Source organism: Rhodococcus sp. X156, from assembly GCF_004006015.1.
In the GTDB taxonomy this organism is placed as follows: domain Bacteria; phylum Actinomycetota; class Actinomycetes; order Mycobacteriales; family Mycobacteriaceae; genus X156.
Window position 1 is genome coordinate 750,932 of the sequence record NZ_CP034766.1, and the last position, 20,791, is coordinate 771,722.

At 72.9% G+C, this 20,791-nt stretch carries 18 protein-coding genes and 2 tRNA genes; 14 read left to right on the plus strand and 6 right to left on the minus strand.

Features of this window, described 5'->3' with window-relative positions:
• Positions 1 to 5 precede the first annotated feature (5 nt).
• Positions 6 to 76: transfer RNA gene (locus tag ELX43_RS03535), tRNA-Gln, on the minus strand.
• 164 nt (positions 77 to 240) lie between these two features.
• On the opposite strand from ELX43_RS03535, the gene ELX43_RS03540 reads away from it, so the two are divergent.
• On the plus strand, positions 241 to 858 hold the full coding sequence (locus ELX43_RS03540; RefSeq protein ID WP_127784644.1) for a TetR/AcrR family transcriptional regulator: 618 nt from the start codon (positions 241 to 243) through the stop codon (positions 856 to 858).
• 51 nt (positions 859 to 909) lie between these two features.
• Positions 910 to 2,238 (plus strand): UDP-glucose/GDP-mannose dehydrogenase family protein, encoded by a 1,329-nt coding sequence (locus tag ELX43_RS03545; protein WP_127782161.1) that lies wholly within the window; start codon positions 910 to 912, stop codon positions 2,236 to 2,238.
• Between the two features lie 10 nt (positions 2,239 to 2,248).
• On the opposite strand, the gene ELX43_RS03550 is transcribed toward ELX43_RS03545, so the two are convergent.
• Positions 2,249 to 3,397 carry a PQQ-dependent sugar dehydrogenase gene (locus tag ELX43_RS03550; RefSeq protein ID WP_127782162.1) on the minus strand — a complete coding sequence of 383 codons (1,149 nt, stop codon included), beginning with the start codon at positions 3,395 to 3,397 and terminating at the stop codon, positions 2,249 to 2,251.
• 182 nt (positions 3,398 to 3,579) lie between these two features.
• Between ELX43_RS03550 and mfd the strand changes: the two genes are divergently transcribed.
• Genes mfd through ELX43_RS03565 form a run of 3 tightly spaced genes read left to right on the plus strand, consistent with a single transcriptional unit; the run spans position 3,580 to position 9,117 of the window.
• On the plus strand, positions 3,580 to 7,194 hold the full coding sequence (mfd, locus tag ELX43_RS03555; RefSeq protein WP_241249708.1) for a transcription-repair coupling factor: 3,615 nt from the start codon (positions 3,580 to 3,582) through the stop codon (positions 7,192 to 7,194).
• A gap of 22 nt (positions 7,195 to 7,216) precedes the next feature.
• Positions 7,217 to 8,158: a SurA N-terminal domain-containing protein gene (locus ELX43_RS03560; protein WP_127782164.1), complete on the plus strand. Its 942-nt coding sequence runs from the start codon at positions 7,217 to 7,219 to the stop codon at positions 8,156 to 8,158.
• The gene (locus ELX43_RS03565) at positions 8,155 to 9,117 is read left to right on the plus strand and encodes a MazG family protein (RefSeq protein WP_127782165.1); all 963 of its coding nucleotides are present in this window, start codon (positions 8,155 to 8,157) and stop codon (positions 9,115 to 9,117) included. The genes ELX43_RS03560 and ELX43_RS03565 overlap by 4 nt, the downstream gene beginning before the upstream one ends.
• On the opposite strand, the gene efeB is transcribed toward ELX43_RS03565, so the two are convergent.
• From efeB to efeU, 3 genes are read right to left on the minus strand one after another with little or no spacing between them, the layout of a single operon-like run.
• Positions 9,090 to 10,361, minus strand: coding sequence for an iron uptake transporter deferrochelatase/peroxidase subunit (gene efeB / locus ELX43_RS03570; protein ID WP_127782166.1), 1,272 nt, complete (start codon positions 10,359 to 10,361; stop codon positions 9,090 to 9,092). The genes ELX43_RS03565 and efeB overlap by 28 nt on opposite strands.
• Positions 10,358 to 11,494, minus strand: a complete 1,137-nt coding sequence (gene efeO / locus ELX43_RS03575) for an iron uptake system protein EfeO (protein ID WP_206518098.1) — start codon at positions 11,492 to 11,494, stop codon at positions 10,358 to 10,360. Before efeO ends, efeB begins: the two co-directional genes overlap by 4 nt.
• A gap of 29 nt (positions 11,495 to 11,523) precedes the next feature.
• Positions 11,524 to 12,366, minus strand: coding sequence for an iron uptake transporter permease EfeU (gene efeU / locus ELX43_RS03580; RefSeq protein WP_127782167.1), 843 nt, complete (start codon positions 12,364 to 12,366; stop codon positions 11,524 to 11,526).
• Between the two features lie 137 nt (positions 12,367 to 12,503).
• On the opposite strand from efeU, the gene ELX43_RS18160 reads away from it, so the two are divergent.
• The 8 genes from ELX43_RS18160 (at position 12,504) to ELX43_RS03620 (ending at position 19,306) form a co-directional block, all read left to right on the plus strand.
• Positions 12,504 to 13,253, plus strand: coding sequence for a lytic murein transglycosylase (locus tag ELX43_RS18160; protein ID WP_127784646.1), 750 nt, complete (start codon positions 12,504 to 12,506; stop codon positions 13,251 to 13,253).
• Positions 13,254 to 13,327: 74 nt separating this feature from the next.
• On the plus strand, positions 13,328 to 14,305 hold the full coding sequence (locus ELX43_RS03590) for a lytic transglycosylase domain-containing protein (protein ID WP_127782168.1): 978 nt from the start codon (positions 13,328 to 13,330) through the stop codon (positions 14,303 to 14,305).
• A gap of 126 nt (positions 14,306 to 14,431) precedes the next feature.
• The gene (gene eno / locus ELX43_RS03595; protein WP_127782169.1) at positions 14,432 to 15,715 is read left to right on the plus strand and encodes a phosphopyruvate hydratase; all 1,284 of its coding nucleotides are present in this window, start codon (positions 14,432 to 14,434) and stop codon (positions 15,713 to 15,715) included.
• 1 nt (position 15,716) lies between these two features.
• Positions 15,717 to 16,184 carry a septum formation initiator family protein gene (locus ELX43_RS03600; protein ID WP_127782170.1) on the plus strand — a complete coding sequence of 156 codons (468 nt, stop codon included), beginning with the start codon at positions 15,717 to 15,719 and terminating at the stop codon, positions 16,182 to 16,184.
• A 137-nt stretch (positions 16,185 to 16,321) separates the two neighbouring features.
• A complete protein-coding gene (locus ELX43_RS03605) occupies positions 16,322 to 16,792 on the plus strand; it encodes a DUF501 domain-containing protein (protein WP_241249710.1) in 471 nt (156 codons plus the stop codon).
• A gap of 64 nt (positions 16,793 to 16,856) precedes the next feature.
• Positions 16,857 to 17,786: a Ppx/GppA phosphatase family protein gene (locus tag ELX43_RS03610; RefSeq protein WP_127782172.1), complete on the plus strand. Its 930-nt coding sequence runs from the start codon at positions 16,857 to 16,859 to the stop codon at positions 17,784 to 17,786.
• Positions 17,787 to 17,870: 84 nt separating this feature from the next.
• The gene (locus ELX43_RS03615; RefSeq protein ID WP_241249712.1) at positions 17,871 to 19,190 is read left to right on the plus strand and encodes an NAD(P)/FAD-dependent oxidoreductase; all 1,320 of its coding nucleotides are present in this window, start codon (positions 17,871 to 17,873) and stop codon (positions 19,188 to 19,190) included.
• A gap of 41 nt (positions 19,191 to 19,231) precedes the next feature.
• Positions 19,232 to 19,306 (plus strand) — tRNA-Leu (locus ELX43_RS03620).
• A 22-nt stretch (positions 19,307 to 19,328) separates the two neighbouring features.
• On the opposite strand, the gene ELX43_RS03625 is transcribed toward ELX43_RS03620, so the two are convergent.
• Positions 19,329 to 19,673: a TfoX/Sxy family protein gene (locus ELX43_RS03625; RefSeq protein ID WP_164860573.1), complete on the minus strand. Its 345-nt coding sequence runs from the start codon at positions 19,671 to 19,673 to the stop codon at positions 19,329 to 19,331.
• A 150-nt stretch (positions 19,674 to 19,823) separates the two neighbouring features.
• Between ELX43_RS03625 and ELX43_RS03630 the strand changes: the two genes are divergently transcribed.
• The gene (locus ELX43_RS03630; protein WP_127782174.1) at positions 19,824 to 20,714 is read left to right on the plus strand and encodes a Bax inhibitor-1/YccA family protein; all 891 of its coding nucleotides are present in this window, start codon (positions 19,824 to 19,826) and stop codon (positions 20,712 to 20,714) included.
• Positions 20,715 to 20,791 lie beyond the last annotated feature (77 nt).

Below are 20,791 nucleotides of genomic sequence, written 5' to 3' on the forward strand. Positions count from 1 at the left end.
CGTCGCTCCGCCGCCAGGATTCGAACCTGAACCATCTGAACCAAAATCAGAGGTGCTGCCTTTACACCACGGCGGAAAGCATGCCCGACGATGGTCTCACGAGCGGAGCCCTGGGCGGACACGGCCATGGTCGGCGCCGGCGGTGGATAGGCTCGGTGCGCCAAGTGGTCACTGGTGACGCGGGCAGAGTGGAGCATCGTGTCAGCTGAGCAGCACCCCACCCCGCCCGTCCGGGCCCGGATGACCGGTTTGCAGCGCCGTGCGCAGCTTGTGGACGTCGCCCGTGCCCTCTTCGCCGAGCGCGGCTACGCCGCGACGTCGGTGGAGGAGATCGCGCTGCGTGCCGGGGTGAGCAAGCCGGTGGTGTACGGCCACTTCGGTGGCAAGGACGGCATCTACGGCGTGGTGGTGGAGCAGGAGACCCAGGAGCTGCTGCGGCGGATCAGCACCGCGCTGTCGGTCGGGCAGCCGCGGGTGCGCTCGGCCGCGCACCCACGGGTGCGCCTGGAGCAGGCGGCCATGGCGCTGCTCACCTACGTGGAGGAGTGCACCGACGGCTTCCGCGTGCTGGTGCGCGACTCACCGCCGTTCACCCTCACCGGCCACTTCTCCGGCCTGCTCAACGACGTGGCCAGCCAGGTGGAGCACATCCTGGGCCACGAGTTCGCCGAGCGCGGCTACCCGCGGCAGATGGCGCGGATGTACTCGCAGTCGCTGGTGGGCATGGTGGCGCTGACGGCGCAGTGGTGGCTGGACGAGCGGGTGCCGGACAAGCAGGCGGTGGCCGCGCACCTGGTGAACCTGTGCTGGAACGGGCTGGCGCACCTGGAGAGCACCCCGCGGCTGCGGGTGACCTGAGCGCCGCTGCTCATCCGGCGCCAGGCCGCCTGACCAGGCATTCTCTGCTCCATGGGTCACAGGATCACGGTGCTGGGCACCGGGTACCTGGGCGCCACCCACGCGGCGAGCATGGCCGAGCTGGGCCACGACGTGCTCGGGGTGGACGTGGACCCCGGCAAGGTGGCCAAGCTCAACGACGGCGAGGTCCCGTTCTACGAGCCCGGGCTGCAACAGATCCTGCAGGCGCACCTGGCCGGTGGCCGGCTGCGGTTCACCGGCTCCTACGCCGAGGCCGCCGCCTGGGGCGACGTGCACTTCCTCACCGTCGGCACCCCGCAGAAGACCGGCGAGCTCTCCGCCGACCTGACGGCCGTGGAGGCGGTGATCGACTCGCTGGCGCCGCTCCTCACCACGCCGGCGGTGGTCCTCGGCAAGTCCACCGTGCCGGTGGGCACCGCCGCCGTCCTCGGTGCGCGGCTGCGCGCGGTGGCCCCGGCCGGCGACGAGGTGGAGCTGGCGTGGAACCCCGAGTTCCTCCGGGAGGGCTTCGCCGTGCAGGACACCATCCATCCCGACCGGCTGGTCCTCGGCGTCGACGCGGACCGCCCGGGCACCGCCGAGCGGCTGACCCGGGAGATCTACGCGCAGCTGCTGGCCGAGGACGTCCCGCTGCTGGTCACCGACCTGGCCACCGCCGAGCTGGCGAAGGTGGCCGCCAACGCCTTCCTGGCCACCAAGATCTCCTTCATCAACGCCATCGCCGACGTCTGCGAGGCCGCCGGCGCGGACGTGGTGCGGCTGGCCGACGCCATCGGCTACGACGACCGCATCGGCCGTCGCTTCCTCAACGCCGGCATCGGGTTCGGCGGCGGCTGCCTGCCCAAGGACATCCGGGCGTTCATGGCCCGCGCCGGCGAGCTGGGCGTGGGCCACGCCATGGCCTTCCTGCGCGAGGTGGACAACGTCAACATGAGCCGCCGCGCCGCCATGGTCGAGCGCACCCGCCTCGCCGTCGGGGGCTCGCTGCTCGGCGCCCGGGTGGCGGTGCTGGGGGCGGCGTTCAAGCCCGACTCCGACGACGTGCGTGACTCGCCGGCGCTGAACGTGGCCGGGCAGATGCAGCTGCAGGGCGCCGCGGTGAGCGTGTACGACCCCAAGGCGACGGAGAGCTGCCGGCGGGTGTTCCCCACGCTCACCTACGCGACCACCGCGCTGGAGGCCTGCACCCGCGCCGACGCGGTGCTCGTGCTGACGGAGTGGGAGGAGTTCCGCCAGCTCGCCCCGGAGTCCCTCGCCGGCCAGGTCGGCGCCCGGGTCGTCATCGACGGCCGCAACTGCCTGGACCCGGCCCGCTGGCGGGCGGCGGGGTGGACCTACCTCGGAGTGGGCCGGCCCTGAGCCGGGGCCCTCAGCCGCCGGTGGGGGTGACCCGCAGCAGCTCGTCCCCGGAGCCGTTGTCGGTGGTGACGTAGAGGGCGCCGTCGGGGCCCTGCTGCACCGCGCGCAGCCGCCCGTGGGTGCCGTCCAGCTCGGGCAGCTGCACCACGTCGCTCACCTGGCCGGCGGGGTCCAGCCGCAGCACCAGCGCCTGCTGGCCCTTGAGCGCGGCCACCACCAGCCCGCCCTCCAGCGGACCCCACTGCGCGCCGGTGAGGAAGGTGGCGCCGGAGACCGCCTCGGTGGGATCTCCGGAGGACCACAGCGCCGCCACCGCGTCCGGGAAGCGTGCGGTGTCGGTCATCGGCACCGACTCGTCGTAGCTGGTCTCGGTGCCGCCCTGGCTGGGGTCCCACCCGTAGTTGGCGCCCGCGCGCAGCAGGTTCACCTCGTCGTCCACGTCCGGCCCGTGCTCGGCGGTGTACACCTGCCCGCTGCCCGGACGCACCGCGACGCCCTGCAGGTTGCGGTGGCCGTAGGTCCACACGTAGGGGTGCTCGGGCAGCGGGGCGCCGGGCAGGGCGGCACCCGTGGCCAGGTCGGCGCGCAGGGTCTTGCCGCCCAGCGAGCCCAGGTCCTGGGCCACGCCGGCGCGGGCGGTGTCGCCGGTGGCGACCAGCAGCTCGCCGGCGGGACCCAGCGCGAGCCGGCAGCCGGAGTGGCGCCCCGAGGGGTTCAGCGGGATGCCGGACAGCAGCGGGTCACCGACCCGAGTCGCGCTCGCGCCGTCGGCGGACAGCTGCCAGGTGCTCACCCGCACGTCCACCGCTCGCCCGTCCTGGGCGTGGGCCTGGCAGGTGGAGAACTGCCGGCTGCCGGCGAAGTCGGGGTGCACCAGCAGGCCCATCAGGCCCGCCTCGCCGCGGGCGTGGACGTCGGAGAGGTCGGCGCGCACCGCGGTGGTGACGCCGTCGCGCACCAGCTGCAGGCGCCCTGCCCGCTCGGTCACCAGCATCGACCCGTCCGGCAGGAACCCCACGTCCCAGGGGTGCTCCAGCCCGGCGGCCACGGTCTGCACCTGCAGCGCGGGGGTGCCAGGCGGCGGCGGGGCCGGGGGCGCGGTCGGCTCGGTGGTGCAGGCGCTCAGCAGCAGCACGGCGCCGAGCGCCCACGTGATCACCCTGGGTAGCTGCACCCCGCCAGTCTCACGGTCGCCGCTGTTGATCGCCAGGGGAGCCGGCGGCACCCGTCAAAGCCCCAGTACCGTGCAGCCCGGCCTAAACTTGAGGTGAGGCACCGCCCGGGTCGCGCAGATTCGGCGGTGGCCTGCCGTGCTCGCTGAACAACCTCTGGAGCTCCTCGTTGTCTGCACCGCTCGCCGGTCTGCTCGCCACTGCCCTTCCTGACTCCGCGCTGCAGGCGGTCACCGAGGCCGTCGGCGCGGCGCACCTGGAGCTCGAGGGCCCCAGCTCCGCCCGCCCGTTCGTCGTCGGCGCCCTCGCCCAGCAGGTGCCCGTGCTGGTGGTCACCGCCACCGGCCGCGAGGCCGAGGACCTGGGCGCCTCGCTCACCGAGATGCTCGGCGAGCACCGGGTGGCGGTGTTCCCCTCCTGGGAGACCCTGCCGCACGAGCGGCTGTCCCCGCGCGCGGACACCGTGGGCCGGCGCCTGCAGACGCTGCGCCACCTGGCCCACCCGGAGGAGAACCCCGGGGGCGAGCCGCTGCAGGTGGTGATCACCACGGTGCGCAGCCTGGTCCAGCCGATGGCGGTGGGGCTCGGCGAGATGGAGCCGGTGCGGATGAAGGTGGGCGAGGAGCACAGCTTCGACGGCGTGGTGCAGCGCCTGGTCGAGCTGGCCTACGCCCGGGTGGACATGGTGGGCAAACGCGGTGAGTTCGCCATCCGCGGCGGCATCCTGGACGTCTTCCCGCCCACCTGTGACCACCCGGTGCGGGTGGAGTTCTGGGGCGACGAGGTGAGCGAGCTGCGCGCCTTCGCGGTGGCCGACCAGCGCTCCCTGGACGACGTCGAGGTCGCCGTGCTGGAGGCGCCGGGCTGCCGGGAGATGCTGCTCACCGCCGACGTGCGGGAGCGGGCCCGTGCGCTGGCCGCCGACCACGCCGAGGACGCCGCCCTCACCGAGATGCTGGAGAAGCTGGCCGACGGCATCCCGGTGGAGGGCATGGAGGCCCTGCTGCCGGTGCTGCTGCCCGGCCAGCTGGAGCTGCTCACCGACGCGATGCCCACCGGCTCGCACGTGCTGCTGTGCGACCCGGAGAAGATCCGCACCCGCGCCCACGACCTGGTGCGCACCGGCCAGGAGTTCCTGGAGGCGTCCTGGACGGCGGCCTCGGTGGGGGCCGCCGCTCCGCTGGACCCCAAGGGGCTGAACCTGGGCGCCTCGGCCTACCGCGGCCTGGACGAGGTGCGCGAGAACGCCCAGCAGCACGGCACCCCGTGGTGGACGCTGAGCCCGCTGCTGTCCGGGCGCGACGGCTCCGGCGCGCTCACCCTGGACGTCACCGCCGTCAAGCCCGCCCGCGGGCTGGAGCCGGAGATCGCCGCCACCTTCGCCATGCTGCGCGCCCACTGCGCCTCCGGAGGCGCCGCCGCCGTGGTGGTGGCCGGCGCCGGCACGGCCCAGCGGGTGCTGGAGCGGCTGGTGGAGGCCGAGGTGTCGGCCGTGCGCGGCGAGCCCGGTGCCGCCCCCGAGCCCGGCCACGTCACCGTGCTGTGCGGCAGCCTCTCCGACGGCGTGGTGCTGCCCGGCGTCCGGCTGGTGGTGGTCTCGGAGTCCGACCTCACCGGCAACCGGGCCGCCGCCACCACCGACGGCCGCCGGCTGCCCGCCAAGCGGCGCAACCAGGTGGACCCGCTCGCCCTGAACGCCGGTGACCTGGTGGTGCACGACCAGCACGGCATCGGCAAGTTCGTGGAGATGGTGGAGCGCACGGTCGGCGGCGCCCGCCGGGAGTACCTGGTGGTGGAGTACGCGCCCAGCAAGCGCGGCCACCCCGGCGACCGGCTGTTCGTCCCGATGGACTCCCTGGACCAGCTCTCCCGCTACGTCGGTGGCGAGCTGCCCGCGCTGAGCAAGCTGGGCGGCTCGGACTGGGCGCACACCAAGCGCAAGGCGCGCAAGGCCGTCCGGGAGATCGCCGCCGAGCTGGTGCAGCTCTACGCCGCGCGCCAGGCCGCGCCCGGCCACGCCTTCGGCCCGGACACCCCGTGGCAGCGGGAGATGGAGGACGCGTTCCCCTTCACCGAGACCGTGGACCAGATGACCGCCATCAACGAGGTCAAGTCCGACATGGAGAAGCCGGTCCCGATGGACCGGGTGATCTGCGGCGACGTCGGCTACGGCAAGACCGAGATCGCGGTGCGCGCGGCGTTCAAGGCGGTGCAGGACGGCAAGCAGGTCGCCGTGCTCGCGCCCACCACCCTGCTGTCGCAGCAGCACCTGCAGACCTTCACCGAGCGGATGACGGGCTTCCCGGTCACCGTGCGCGGGCTGTCCCGCTTCACCGACCCAAAGGAGGCCAAGGAGACCTTGGCCGGCCTGGCCGACGGCAGCGTGGACATCGTGGTGGGCACGCACCGGCTGCTGCAGACCGGCGTGCAGTGGAAGGACCTCGGCCTGGTGGTGGTGGACGAGGAGCAGCGCTTCGGCGTGGAGCACAAGGAGCACATCAAGGCGATGCGCACCGCGGTGGACGTGCTCACCATGTCCGCCACCCCCATCCCGCGCACGCTGGAGATGAGCCTGGCCGGCATCCGCGAGATGTCCACCATCCTCACCCCGCCCGAGGAGCGGCACCCGATCCTCACCTACGTCGGCGCCTACGACGACAAGCAGGTCGCCGCCGCGGTGCGCCGCGAGCTGCTCCGCGACGGCCAGGTGTTCTACGTGCACAACCGGGTGTCCTCGATCGACAAGGCGGCCAAGCGCATCCGTGACCTGGTGCCGGAGGCCCGGGTGGCCGTGGCGCACGGGCAGATGAACGAGGACGTGCTGGAGAAGACCGTCGAGGGCTTCTGGAACCGTGAGCACGACGTGCTGGTGTGCACCACCATCATCGAGACCGGGCTGGACATCTCCAACGCCAACACGCTGCTGGTGGAGCGGGCCGACGCCCTCGGCCTGAGCCAGCTGCACCAGCTGCGGGGCCGCGTGGGCCGCAGCCGCGACCGGGGCTACGCCTACTTCCTGTACCCGCCGGAGAAGCCGCTCACCGAGACCGCCTACGACCGGCTCGCCACCATCGCGCAGAACTCCGAGCTGGGCGCCGGCATGGCGGTGGCCATGAAGGACCTGGAGATCCGCGGCGCGGGCAACGTGCTCGGCGCCGAGCAGTCCGGGCACGTCGCCGGCGTCGGCTTCGACCTCTACATCCGGCTGGTGGGCGAGGCGGTGGAGGCCTACCGCGCCGCCGCCGACGGCCACGCCATCCCCACCGCCGAGGAGGTCAAGGAGGTGCGGGTGGACCTGCCGGTGGACGCGCACATCCCCCCGGACTACGTGGACTCCGACCGACTGCGCCTGGAGGCCTACCGCAAGCTGGCCGAGGCGCAGGACGAGGAGGCCCTGGCCGGCCTGCAGGAGGAGCTGGTGGACCGCTACGGCCCGCCGCCGGAGCCGGTGCACAACCTCTTCGCGGTGGCCCGGCTGCGGTTGCTGTGCCGGCACTACTCGGTGACCGAGGTGACCGTCACCGGCACCCAGCTGCGGCTGTCGCCGCTGCCGCTGGCCGACTCCCAGCAGGTCCGGCTCAAGCGGCTCTACCCGAGCGCCCAGTACAAGCCGACCACCCACCTGGTGCAGCTGCCGCTGCCCCGCTCCGGCAGCGGCGGGATCGGGGCAGAGCGGTTGCGCGACACCGAGCTGCTGCAGTTCGTGGCGGACCTGCTGCTGCAGCTGGACGGCAAGCCGGCCGGCATGGTCAGTGTGACCCCGGCCACTGCTGCAGTGGGTTGAGGTGTGTGGCACCGTGTCGCCCGTGACCGTCTCCCAGCCCGTGCGGGCACCCCGCCGCCGGACCGCTCTTGCTCTCGCCGCTGCTGCCGCCGCCCTGGTCGTGACCGGCTGTGGGGGAGGCCCGACGCTGCCCGGCGCCGCGGCCACCGTCGGCGACGACCGCATCAGCGTGGAGCAGCTGCAGTCCCAGGTGGACTCGGTGCTCACCTTCCGCGGTGGACCCGAGAACGCCGCGGTGCGCGACCAGCTGCCCACGATCACCCAGCAGGTGCTCTCCGGGGAGGTCCAGCGCGCCCTGGTCGCCCGGGCGGTGCAGCGCACCAACCTGCCGGTGGACGAGCAGGCGATCGCTGACCAGGTGGCCAGGATCGACCCCAAGGTGCTGGACGGGCAGGGCGTCACCTTCATCACGCCGCAGACGCTGCCGCAGTTCGTCCACGACCAGCTGGTCATCGCCCAGCTGGGCGCCACCTCCTGGGACAGCCTCGCCGTGGTCGCCGACCTCACCACCGCCACCGACCAGGCCGACGCGGAGGCCAAGGCCCGGCGGATGGCGGAGAGCCCGGAGTCCTCCCGCGCCGTGGTGGACGAGGCGAAGGCCCAGGGCCAGCAGACCCAGGTCGGCTACCCGCTGAGCCCGGCGGTGCTGGAGGGACTGGCGGGCAGCCCGCTGTTCGCCGCCGCCGAGGGCAGCGGCATCGCCTTCCGGCTGGACCAGCAGTGGCAGGCCGCACGCATCGTCAGCCGCACCACCACCGCGCCGAAGACCACCTCCGCCGACGCCGTGGACGCCAGCCAGGCCCAGGCCAGCTCCACCTACGCCCTGGGCGTCACCCTGCTGCAGGAGCTGGCCGGCAACCCCGAGGTGCGGGTGAATCCCCGCTACGGCACCTGGGACCCGTACCAGGGCCAGGTGGTCAACGAGTCCGACCCGCGCTCCGTCGTCTTCAGCCCGCGGTCGTGAGCGCGCCCGACCCCGGGCAGGCGCCGACCGTGGTGCTGCTCGATCCGCTGCGCCCCGACGACGTGCCCGCGGCGGCGCTGGCCCTGCTGCGCGGCCCGGTCAGCTGCACCCCCGACGTGCCCGACGCCGTGCGGGCGGCGTGCACCGTGGTGGCCGACGCCCCCGTGCTGGTCAGCTCCGACGAGACCCACCCGCAGGTGCTGCAGCGGCGGGAGGCCGGTGCTGCGGTGCTGCGCAGCCACCCGCCCACCGGGTCCCAGCTGCTGGAGGCGGTGGCGGTGATGGACCGCCTGCGCTCGCCCGGCGGCTGCCCGTGGGACGCCGAGCAGACCCACGACTCGCTGCGCCGCTACCTGGTGGAGGAGTGCTACGAGCTGCTGGACGCGCTGGACTCCGGTGCGCCCGTGCACGTGGTCGAGGAGCTGGGCGACGTGCTGCTGCAGGTGCTCTTCCACGCCCGCGTGGCCGCCGAGCAGCCCGCCGCCGACGGTGGCTTTGACATCGACGACGTGGCGCGGGCCCTGGTGGTCAAGCTGGTGCACCGCCATCCCCACGTGTTCGCCGACCCCGCCCACGGGGCGGTGGAGCGGGTGGCCGACTCCGCGGCGCAGCAGCTGCGCTGGGAGGAGCTCAAGGCGGTGGAGAAGCGCCGCGACTCGGCGGTGGAGGGGGTGGCCACCGGTCAGCCCGCGCTGGCCCTGGCGGCCAAGCTGGTCTCCCGCGCCACCCGCGCCGGTCTGCCTGCCGACCTGGTGCCCGCCGAGCTGGCGGCGGTGGGCGGCGGTGACGCCGAGGACACCCTGCGCCGGGCAGCGCTGCGCTTCGCCGCGCAGGTGCGGGCGGCCGAGGACGCCGCGCGCGGCGACGGCGTCGACCCCGCGGCGCTGTCCGAGCCCGACTGGCGGCGGTACTGGGCCCAGGCACGGGTGACTCAGCCGAACAGCGTGGAGCCCCAGTAGTCGGTGCTGCCCAGCCCCGGCGGGCAGGCGAACACGGCGGAGCCGTTGTGCTCCAGGTACTCGGTCATCGCGTCCCTGCTGGCCAGCGCCAGCTGCATCGGCACGAACTGCGTCTGCGGGTTGCGGCAGCAGGCCAGGAAGAACAGGCCCGCGTCGAGGTGGCCCACCCCGTCGGAGCCGTCGGTGAAGTTGTAGCCGCGCCGCAGCAGCTGGATGCCGCCGAGCTCCTCGGCCGAGGCCAGCCGCACGTGTGAGTCCACCGGGATGACCGGCCCCCGCGAGTCGCGGATGCCCAGGTCGACGGGGTCGAACTCGTCCACCTGGCCCAGCGGTGCCCCCGAGCCCTTGGTGCGCCCCACGATGGTCTCCTGCTCCTTCAGCGAGGAGCGGTCCCAGGTCTCGATCTGCATCCGGATGCGCCGCGCCACCAGGTAGGTCCCGCCGCTGAGCCAGGCCGGTCCGTCGCCGGGCTGCACCCACACGTGCTGGTCCAGGGCCACCGGGTCCTCCGCCTTGAGGTTGCGGGTGCCGTCCTTGAACCCGAACAGGTTGCGGGGGGTGGCCTGCGTGGTGGAGGTGGAGGAGGTGCGCCCGAAACCCAGCTGCGACCAGCGCACCGACACCACCCCGAACCCGATGCGGGCCAGGTTGCGGATGGCGTGCACCGCCACCTGCGGGTCGTCGGCGCAGGCCTGGATGGCGAGGTCGCCCCCGCTGCGGGCCGGGTCCAGCTGGTCGTGCGGAAAGCGCGGCAGCTCGGTGAGCGGGTCCGGGCGCTGCCCGGCGATGCCGAAGCGATCCCCCTGGGCGGGGTGCGTGAACAGCGACGGGCCGAACCCGATGGTGAGGGTGAGCGAGGAGGCGGGCAGGCCCAGTGCCTCGCCGGTGTCCCCGGGCGGGGCGTGGGCCTTGCCGCCGGTGGCGCCGTCCGGCACCGCCTCCTGCCCGGCCGTCATCCGCTCGGCCGCCTGGGTCCACTCCCGCAGCAGGTCCACCAGCTCGGTGCGGGAGTCGGTGGTGACGTCGAAGGCGACGAAGTGCAGCCGGTCCTGCGCCGGGGTGATGATCCCGGCCTGCCTGCTGCCGCGGAAGGCCACCGTGGCCGAGCCCGGCACCGTGGCCCCGCCGGCGGTCTCCCGCCCAGCCACCACCCCGACCCCGACCCCGGCCGCGGCCACCGCGGCGCCGCCGAGCCCCAGCAGCCGGCGCCGGGAGAACCGCCCGCCCGGGGACGGGGTGCTCACTCGGCGACCGTCCCGGCCACGCTGCTCAGCGGCTCCGCCAGCGCGTCCACCTTGTCGGAGAGGTCCTTGACCTGCTCGGGGGTGAGCTGGTCGTAGAGCACGTAGCCGTCCCCGGCCTGCAGCGCGGTGAGGGCCTGGTCCACCGCGGCGAAGCGGGCGTCGAGGGTGGGGACCAGGTCGGGGTTGCGCTCCTGCAGCACCGGGCGCAGCGACGCGATCGCGGCCTCGGAGCCGTCGATGTTGGCGCGGAAGTCCCACAGGTCGGTGTGCGAGTAGGCCTCCTCCTCGCCGGTCACCTTGCCGGTGGCCACCTCGTCCAGCAGGGCCTTGGCGCCGTTGGCCATCTCCAGCGCGGAGAGCTCCACGGTGCGGGCCCGGGTGGACACCTCGTTGACGTTGGTCTGCAGCTGGTCGGCCATGGCCACGGAGTCCGGCTGCAGGCCGTCGCGCCACAGGTCGCGCTCCAGGCGGTGCCAGCCGGTGAGCTCCTGGCCGGGCTCCAGGGCGTCCTCGCGGCCGTCGGTGATCGGGTCGAGGTCGCCGAAGCTCTCCGCCACCGGTTCGATGCGCTCCCAGTAGGTGCGGGCCACCGGGTACAGCGTCTTGGCCAGCGCCACGTCACCGGCCTTGACGGCGACGACGAACTCGGCGGTCTTGGCGGTGAGCGCGTCGGCCTGGCTGTTGACGTAGCGCTGGTAGCTGTCGGTGGCGTCGTCCAGCTTGGTGTCGGTGTCGCCCTGCACGGTGTCCCCGCTGACCAGGAAGTCCCCGCGGATGCCGTCGCCGACCATGCCGGGCTTGCAGGCGGTGGTGTAGCTGCCGGCTTGCGGCACCTCCACGATGAGCCGTCGGCTGAGCCCGGGACTGATGTTCTCCACCTCGCCCATGATCCGGTCGCCCTCGGCGTAGAGGTAGAACTCGGTGGTCTTGCTGCCGGTGTTGGTCACCTCGAAGGTGGTGTTGCCGGTGCTCGCGCTGGTGGTGGAGACCTCGCAGGAGCTGTCGCCGGCCTTGACCGAGACCACGCCGTGCGCACTGCTGCCGGCCTTGGCGGTGCACCCGGCCAGGGCGAGCGGCACGAGCACGAGGGCAGTGGCCAGCGAGAGAGGGCGGGAGAGGGGGGTGCGAGGCACGGCTGACACCTTCCGGGGCGGGGGCGCGCTCACGAGCGGAGTGCGGCGGTGGCGGGGGTGGGGGCGGCGCTGCGGGTGGGGCGCAGGAACAGGGTCAGCACGATCACCACGTAGAGCACCCAGACCACCGCCTCGAGCACGGTGGTGGCGGGGGAGAAGTTGAAGATGCCCTTGAGCAGGGTGCCCAGCCAGGAGTCCGGCCGAACGTGGGCGCTGACGTCGAAGGCCAGGGTGTTCAGTCCCGGCAGGATGCCGGCCTCCTGCAGGTCGTGCACGCCGTAGGCGAGGATGCCGGCGGCCACGACGACGAGCAGGACGCCGGTGACGGTGAAGAAGCGGCTGAGGTTGATCCGCACGGCGCCGCGGTACATCAGGTAGCCGAGGAGGACCGCCGTCGCGAGGCCGAGGGCGAACCCCAGCAGCGGCTGGGCGGTGCCGCCGTTGGCCGCCTGGACGCTGGAGAAGAAGAACAGCGCCGTCTCCAGGCCCTCCCGGCCGACCGCGAGGAACGCCATCACGGCCACCGCGACCGGCCCGGCCCGCAGCGCCGTCTCCATGCCCGCCCGGAGCGTGCCGGACATCGAGCGCGCCGCGGTGCGCATCCACAGCACCATCCAGGTGACGAAGGCGACCGCCACGATGGAGGCGAACCCGCCCACTGCCTCCTGGGCGGTGAAGGACAGCTCGGAGGTGCCGTAGTGCAGGGCCGCGCCCACCGCCACGCTGAGGAGCACGGCCGCGCCGACGCCCAGCCACACCCAGCGCAGAGCGGAGCTGCGGTCGGTCTTGACGAGGAACGCCACCAGGATGAGCACGACGATCGCCGCCTCGAGGCCCTCCCGCAGGCCGATCAACACGTTGCTGACGAGCATCGACTCTCCCCAGGTGAGGCAAGGCAAGGCTTACCCGAAGGTACCGACGAGGAGGCCGTGCTGCCGTGCGAGCGCGTGCCCACCGGCAGATCAGGCACCATGGTGTGGTGGCGCGCAGAGCTCGACGACGACGATCGATGCGCCCCGTGGTCGGTTCGCTGGCGCTGCTGCTGGTCACCGTGCTGGCGGCCGCGGCGCTCGTCAGCTGGTTCTCCGCCCTCACCAGCTCCAACATGATGGACCGGCGGGTGCGCGCGGAGGCGCCGCCCGCCCCCGGGGCACCGGTGCCCGCCCTCGACCTGGCCCTGCCCGTCGGCGCGCACCCGCAGCTCGCCGAGTGGGCGCAGCGCCTGTCCACGTCCGTCGGAGTGCCCGCGCTGGCGCTGCAGGCCTACGGCTACGCCGCGGCCAGCCAGGCGGCGGCCCGCCCCCAGTGCTCGCTCGGCTGGACCACGCTGGCGGGGATCGGCTCGGTGGAGTCGCGCCACGGCAGCTACGGCGGCGCCCGGCTCGACCTGGCGGGCACGGCCCGGCCGGCCATCATCGGGATCCCGCTGGACGGCTCGCCGGGGGTGCAGGAGATCGCGGACACCGACGAGGGGGTGCTGGACGGCGACACCGCCGTGGACCGGGCGGTCGGCCCCATGCAGTTCATCCCGGAGACCTGGCAGCGGTGGGGAGCCGACGCCAACGGCGACGGGGTGGCCGATCCGAACAACGTCAACGACGCGGCCATGGCAGCGGCCCGCTACCTGTGCTCCACCGGGGCCGACATGGGCTCCGCGGACGGGTGGCGATCAGCGCTGTTCACCTACAACCGGTCGGCGGTCTACGCCAACCAGGTGCTGCAGAACGCGGCCGGCTACGCGGTCGGGGTGGTGGAGTAGCGACAGGGGAGTCGGTGACCAGCACGAATGGTTCGTCGGCGTAACTTAACGGGGGATGGACCGTTGGACTTCTCGTGAGAGCACGCGGATACCTGGCACGCGTCCTGGTGGCCCTGGTAGCGGTGGGGCTCCTGGTCGGTGCTGTGGTGGGCGCCCAGGCCGTCACCTCGACCAGCGGCAGCACCCGTCCCGTGGTGGAGGCGCTGGCCCCGGTGGCGGTGGACGGCAGCCTGAGCAGCGATCCCGCCTCGGTGCCCGTCAACGCCGACGCCCCGGCCACCGCGCCGCTCCCGCCGCAGAACGCCGCGCTGCCCGCCCCGGCCGCTGAGCCAGGCGCCCCGGTGGCCGACCCCGTGCCCAACCAGCCGGCGCCCAACCAGCCGGCGCCGGCCCAGCCGGTGCCCAACCAACCCCGGCCCACGACGGCGGTGCCCGCCCCCCGGCCCGCCGCTCCGGAGCCGCAGGCCTCCACCGTGCCCGCGGGGCTCTCGCCCTACTCGGCCTGGGCCGCGGGGCTGGCCAGGCGCATCGACGTGCCGGCCCGCGCGCTGCAGGCCTACGGCAACGCCCAGAACGTGCTGGCCAAGGAGCAGCCGCGCTGCAAGCTCTCCTGGACCACGCTGGCCGGCATCGCCCGGGTGGAGAGCAACCACGGTCGCTACAACGGCCGTGTGCTGCAGGCCGACGGTCGCTCGTCCGTGCCGATCATCGGCATCCCCCTGGACGGCGGGCCCAACGTGCAGGCCATCCCGGACACCGACGGCGGGGCGCTCGACGCCGACACCACCTGGGACCGCGCGGTCGGTCCCTTCCAGTTCATCCCCACCACCTGGGCGCGCTGGAAGGCCGACGGCAACGGCGACCGGATCGCCGACCCGCAGAACATCGACGACGCGGCCGTGGCCGCCGGGCGCTACCTGTGCGTCGGCGGACGCAACCTCACCAACGGCGAGGACTGGTGGCGGGCCATCCTCAGCTACAACCTGTCCAACGCCTACGTGCAGGACGTGTTCACCGGCGCCGACAGCTACGCCCGCGCTGCGCTGGACTGATCGACGGCTGGTGCGCACCCGACGCTGACCGGCGGGACCCGCTCCCGCGTGCCGCGCTCGGGCGGGCCTGCGGGGCCGATACGCTGGGGGTCACTTTGCCGTCAATCGCGTTGAGGAGACACACCCGTGGCCGTCATTGAACAGGTCGGAGCGCGCGAGATCTTGGACTCGCGCGGCAACCCCACCGTGGAGGTGGAGGTGGCGCTGGACGATGGCACCTTCTCCCGCGCGGCCGTGCCCTCGGGCGCGTCCACCGGTGAGCACGAGGCGGTGGAGCTGCGCGACGGGGGTTCCCGCTACGGCGGCAAGGGTGTGCAGAAGGCCGTGCGCGCGGTCCTCGACGAGATCGGCCCGGAGCTGGTCGGCATCGAGGCCGTCGAGCAGCGCATCGTGGACCAGAAGCTGGTCGACCTGGACGGCACGCCGGACAAGTCCCGCCTCGGGGCCAACGCCCTGCTCGGCGTGTCCCTCGCCGTGGCCCGCGCCGCGGCCGACTCCTCCGGCCTGGACCTGTTCCGCTACGTCGGCGGCCCCAACGCCCACGTGCTGCCGGTGCCGATGATGAACATCCTCAACGGTGGCGCGCACGCCGACACCGGGGTGGACGTGCAGGAGTTCATGGTCGCGCCGATCGGTGCCGCCAGCTTCCGCGAGTCCCTGCGCTGGGGCACCGAGGTCTACCACGCGCTGAAGTCGGTGCTCAAGAGCAAGGGCATGTCCACCGGCCTGGGCGACGAGGGTGGCTTCGCCCCCAACGTCGCGGGCACCAAGGAGGCCCTCGAGGTCATCGCCGAGGCGGTCAGCGCGGCGGGCTTCACCCTGGGCACCGACGTGGCGCTCGCCCTGGACGTGGCCGCCACCGAGTTCCACTCCGCCGAGGGCTACGCCTTTGAGGGCCAGGTCCGCAGCGCCGAGCAGATGTCGGCCTTCTACGCCGACCTCGTCCGCGGCTACCCGCTGGTCTCCATCGAGGACCCGCTGAGCGAGGACGACTGGGACGGCTGGGTCGCGCTCACCACCCAGCTGGGCGACCAGGTGCAGCTGGTCGGCGACGACCTCTTCGTCACCAACCCCGAGCGCCTGGAGGACGGCATCCTCAAGGGCGCCGCCAACGCGCTGCTGGTCAAGGTCAACCAGATCGGCACGCTCAGCGAGACCCTGGACGCGGTCACCATGGCGCACAGCTCGGGCTACCGCTGCATGATGAGCCACCGCTCCGGCGAGACCGAGGACACCACCATCGCCGATCTGGCCGTGGCCACCGGGTGTGGTCAGATCAAGACCGGCGCCCCCGCCCGCAGCGAGCGCGTGGCCAAGTACAACCAGCTGCTGCGCATCGAGGAGACCCTGGGCGACGCCGCCCGCTTCGCCGGCGACCTCGCCTTCCCGCGCTTCCGCATCGAGGGCTGACGTGGCGAGGGGCAGGGCGGGACGCACCTCGCGCACCAGCCGGACCAGCACCGACCGGGTGACCGGCGCGCGGACGGGACTCGGCCTTCGGCTGAGCCTGTCCACCCGCCGGGCCGCGGTGCTGGCCCTGGTGGTGTGTGGTCTCGCCCTGACCCTCGCGGTGCCGCTGCGCACCTACGTCGGCCAGCGTCAGCAGCTGGCCGAGACGGTGGCCCAGCGGGAGGAGCTGCGCAACCAGGTCGCGGACCTGCAGCAGCAGCGGCTCCGGCTGGACGACCCGGCCTACGTGCAGTCGCAGGCCCGGGAGCGGCTGCGCTACGTCCGGCCGGGCGAGACGCCGTACCAGGTGCAGCTGCCCGGCGACGCCGAGCGTGCCGAGGCCGCGGAGAACCCGGTGAGCCCACCCAGCACCGACTGGTACGCGGCGCTGTGGGCCTCGGTCAACCAGCCCGCGGGAGCACCGCGGTGACCAGCTTCCCCACCGACGGCGAACCAGCAGACCGCGAACCACCAGACAGCGACACGACTGATATCGACACAACTGATATCGACACAACTGATATCGAACCAGCAGAGGACGAGGCAGCAGACGTGGACCCGAGCAGCGTGAGCACCGCTGACCTGGAGGCGGTGCACGCCCAGCTCAAGCGCGAGCCGCGCGGCGTGCTGGCGATCGCCGCGCGGTGCCGCTGCGGCAAGCCCACCGTGGTCACCACGGCGCCGCGGCTGCCCGACGGCACGCCGTTTCCCACCCTGTACTACCTCACCTGCCCCCGGCTCAGCGCGGCCTGCAGCACGCTGGAGTCCGAGGGCGTCATGCGGGAGATGACCGAGCGGCTGGGGGAGGACCCCGAGCTGGCCGCGGCCTACCAGCGTGCCCACGACAGCTACCTGGCCGAGCGTGACGCCATCGAGCCGCTGGGCACGAAGGTGACCGCGGGCGGCATGCCGGACCGGGTGAAGTGCCTGCACGTGCTGGTGGCGCACTCGCTGGCCAAGGGGCCCGGCGTCAACCCGCTGGGTGACGAGGCGCTGGAGCGGATCGGCGAGTGGTGGCGCAAGGGACCGTGCGTGTGACGAACACCGAGCGTGTGACGTGCACCGTGGGTGGGACGTGCACCGTGGGTGGGAGGAGAGCTCGGTGAGCAGGGTCGGAGCAATCGACTGCGGCACCAACTCCATCAGGCTCCTGGTGGCCGACGTGTCACCCGGTGGTGACCTGCGGGACGTGCACCGCGACATGCGGGTGGTGCGCCTGGGCCAGGACGTCGACCGCACCGGTCGGCTGGCGCCGGAGGCGATCGAGCGCACCCGGGTGGCGCTGGTGGAGTACGCGGGCGTCATGGCGCGCAAGGGTGTGCAGCGGGTGCGCATGGTTGCCACCTCCGCCACCCGGGACGCGGCCAACCGGGAGGACTTCTTCGCCATGGTCCGCGGCGTGCTGGGCGTGGACGCCGAGGTGATCACCGGTGACGAGGAGGCCCGCCTGAGCTTCGCCGGGGCGGTGGGCGAGCTCGACCCGGACGAGGGCCCGTTCCTGGTGGTCGACCTCGGTGGTGGTTCCACCGAGCTGGTGCTGGGCGACGCCGACGGCGTGCAGGCGGCCTTCTCCACCAACATCGGCTGCGTCCGGCTCACCGAGCGCTGCCTGCCCGACGACCCACCCACGGCGGAGCAGGTGCACGCCGCCGAGCAGGTGGTCCGGGACGTGCTGGCAGAGGGCTTCGCCGCGGTGCCGGTGGCCAAGGCCCGCACGTGGGTGGGGGTGGCCGGCACCATGACCACCATCGCCGCGGTCAGCCACGAGCTGCCCACCTACGACCGCGACCTCATCCACCTCTCCCGCACCCCGCTGGAGCGGGTGCGCGAGGTGTGCACCGACCTGACCGCCCGCAGCAGCACCCAGCGGATGGAGCTGCCCCCCATGCACCCGGGCCGCGCGGACGTCATCGGTGGTGGCGCCATCATCACCCGGGTGCTCGCCGAGGAGCTGGCCGAGCGGGCGGGCATCACCGAGCTGGTGGTCAGCGAGCACGACATCCTGGACGGCATCGCGCTCTCCATCGCCTGAGTGCCTGGCCGGGAGGTGCTCCGTCCGGCGGCGCCTCGCTGACCTGCCTGCTCGGACCAGTGTGGACGGTGCGAGGATCTACGCGTGAGCAACGCGAAGCCCGCCCGGATCCTCATCGTCGGCGGCGGCTATGTCGGCATGTACACCGCGCTGCGCCTGCAGAAGAAGCTGCGTCGGTCCGAGGCCCAGATCACCGTGGTGGACCCGCAGCCGCACATGACCTACAAGCCGTTCCTGCCCGAGGCGGCGGCCGGCTCCATCGAGCCGCGCCACGTGGTGGTGCCGCTGCGCAAGGCGTTGCGCAAGTGCAAGGTGGTCACCGCGCGGGTGGACAAGGTCGACCACTCCCAGCGCACCGCCTGGGTCTCCACCCCGGAGGGCGACACCTCCACCATCGAGTACGACATCCTGGTGATGTCGCCGGGCTCCATCGCCCGCACGCTGCCCATCCCGGGTCTGGCTGAGCAGGGCATCTCCTTCCAGACCGTGGGCGAGGCCATCTACCTGCGCAACCACGTGCTGTCCCGGCTGGACACCGCTGCCACCACCACCGACCCAGTGGGCCGGCAGAAGCTGCTGACCTTCGTGGTCATCGGTGGCGGGTACGCCGGCATCGAGGCGCTGGCGGAGCTGGAGGACATGGCCCGCTACGCCCTGCGCTACCACCAGGAGATCAAGCCCTCGGAGATGCGCTGGGTGCTGGTGGAGGCCACCAACCGGGTGATGCCCGAGGTCAGCCCCAAGCTGGGCGTCTACACGGTGCAGCGGCTCACCGAGCGCGGCATCCAGGTGTACCTGGACACCCGGGTGGAGTCGATGGTCGACGGCAACGTGCGGCTGTCCGACGGCACCGAGTTCCCCACCGGCACCATCGTGTGGACCGCAGGGGTCAAGGCCAACCCGATGCTCGCCAAGACCGACCTGCCCCTGGACGAGCGCGGGCGGGTGCGCTGCACCACGGCGCTGCAGGTGGCCGGCCGCTCGGACGCCTACAGCGCCGGCGACTGCTCCGCGGTCCCCGACCTGTCCAAGCTCGAGCAGGACTCCGGCGCCACCTGCAGCCCGTCGGCGCAGCACGCCGTGCGCCAGGCCCGGGTGCTGGCGGACAACGTCGTCGCCGGGCTGCGCGGCAAGGACGCCACCCCCTACGAGCACAAGTACGTCGGGTCGGTGGCCAGCCTGGGCCTGTACAAGGGCGTCGCCGACGTCTACGGCATCAAGCTCAAGGGGGTGCCGGCCTGGTTCATGCACCGCACCTACCACCTCAGCCGGATGCCCACCTTCAACCGCAAGGTGCGGGTGCTCATCGACTGGACCGAGGCGCTGCTGCTGCGCCGCGAGGTGGTCGCGCTCGGCCAGATCCACGACCCCAAGGCCGAGTTCGACCGGGCCGCCGCCAGCTAGAGTTCCGCACGCACGCCGCGCGGCACACTCGCGCGGCGCTCGCCCCCGTGGCCCAACTGGCAGAGGCAGACCCCTTAAAAGGGTTACCGGTGTCGGTTCGACTCCGACCGGGGGCACCGAGGGCACGCGGTCGGCGCATCATGCGCCTCGCCGCCCCGTCCCGCGCGGCTTGCGGGGCTTGGGCGGCGGCACGCGCGCCGCGGTCTCCGCGACCACGCCCTGCAGCCAGTCGTGGTCCTCGAGCAGCTCACGGGGGATGCGCCAGTACGGCTTGGACCCCGGGAACAGCTCACCCTTGAGGTCGTCGGTGAGCCGGTCGTCGACGAGCTCGGTGATCTTCAGGCTGAGCGTGTCGTCGGTGACGAACGCCGGGATCGTCCCGTTGAGGTACAGCGCGTGCCCCCCGAACAGGGGCCGGGTGGTCACCGGCAGCGGGGCGAGCTGGTCGAGGATGTGCTCGAGCAGCTCCGGATCCGTCGTCATGCACCGACGGTACAAAGGTCCACCGGCTCCTCGCCCGGTCAGCGTCCGATTTGTCTCGTCCGTGCCGGGAACCTTGTACCGTTGAGACGCGTTACTCCTGCAAACGGGCTGTTGCCCGTCGCTACTCATCCCGCAAGAAGGGAACACATCGTGCGCACCAGCAGCAACCCGGTATTCCGCACCCTGCCCAAGGACAGGAACGGGTACGCAACGTTCGGGTCCGGCGCGGCGCCCCAGACCGGCCAGGCCCCCTACGGCCAGCAGCAGCCCTACGGCCAGGCCCCGTACGGCCAGCAGCAGCCCTACGGCCAGGCCCCGTACGGCCAGCAGCCGTACGGCCAGCCACAGCCGGCGCAGCCGTTCTCCACCGAGCGGGCGATGACCATCGACGACGTCGTGGTGAAGACCGGCATGACCCTGGGCGTGCTCACCGTGGCCGGGATCATCTCCGCGCTGGTGTGTGCGGCCAACCCCGACCTGGTCACCCCGCTGGCCATCGGCGGCGTGGTGATCGCGCTGGTGCTCGTGCTGGTGGCCACCTTCGGCCGCAAGATGAACCCGGGCATCGTGCTGTCCTACGCCGCTGCGGAGGGTGTGGCCATCGGGGCCATCTCCTTCGTCTTCGCCGACCTCTTCGGCAGCGCCATCGTGGGGCAGGCGGTGATCGGCACCGTCGGTGTCTTCGCCGGCATGCTCATCGTCTACCGCACCGGGGCCATCCGCGTGACCCCCAAGCTCACCCGGATGATCGTGGGCGCCATGATCGGCATCCTGGTGCTCATGGTGGCCAACCTGGTGGGGTCGCTGTTCGGCCTGGAGATGGGCCTGCGCGACGGTGGGGCCCTGGCCATCGGCTTCAGCCTGATCTGCATCGCGGTCGCCGCGTTCAGCTTCCTGCTGGACTTCGACCAGGCCGACCAGCTCATCCGCGCGGGCGCGCCGGAGAAGGCCGCGTGGGGCGTGGCCCTGGGCCTGACCGTCACCCTGGTGTGGCTGTACCTGGAGATCCTGCGCCTGCTCAGCTACTTCCAGAACGACTAGCACCAACCCGCTCCCACCGGAGCGACGAGAAGGGCCCGGCAGCAGCGCTGCCGGGCCCTTCTCGGTGTCTAGCGGGT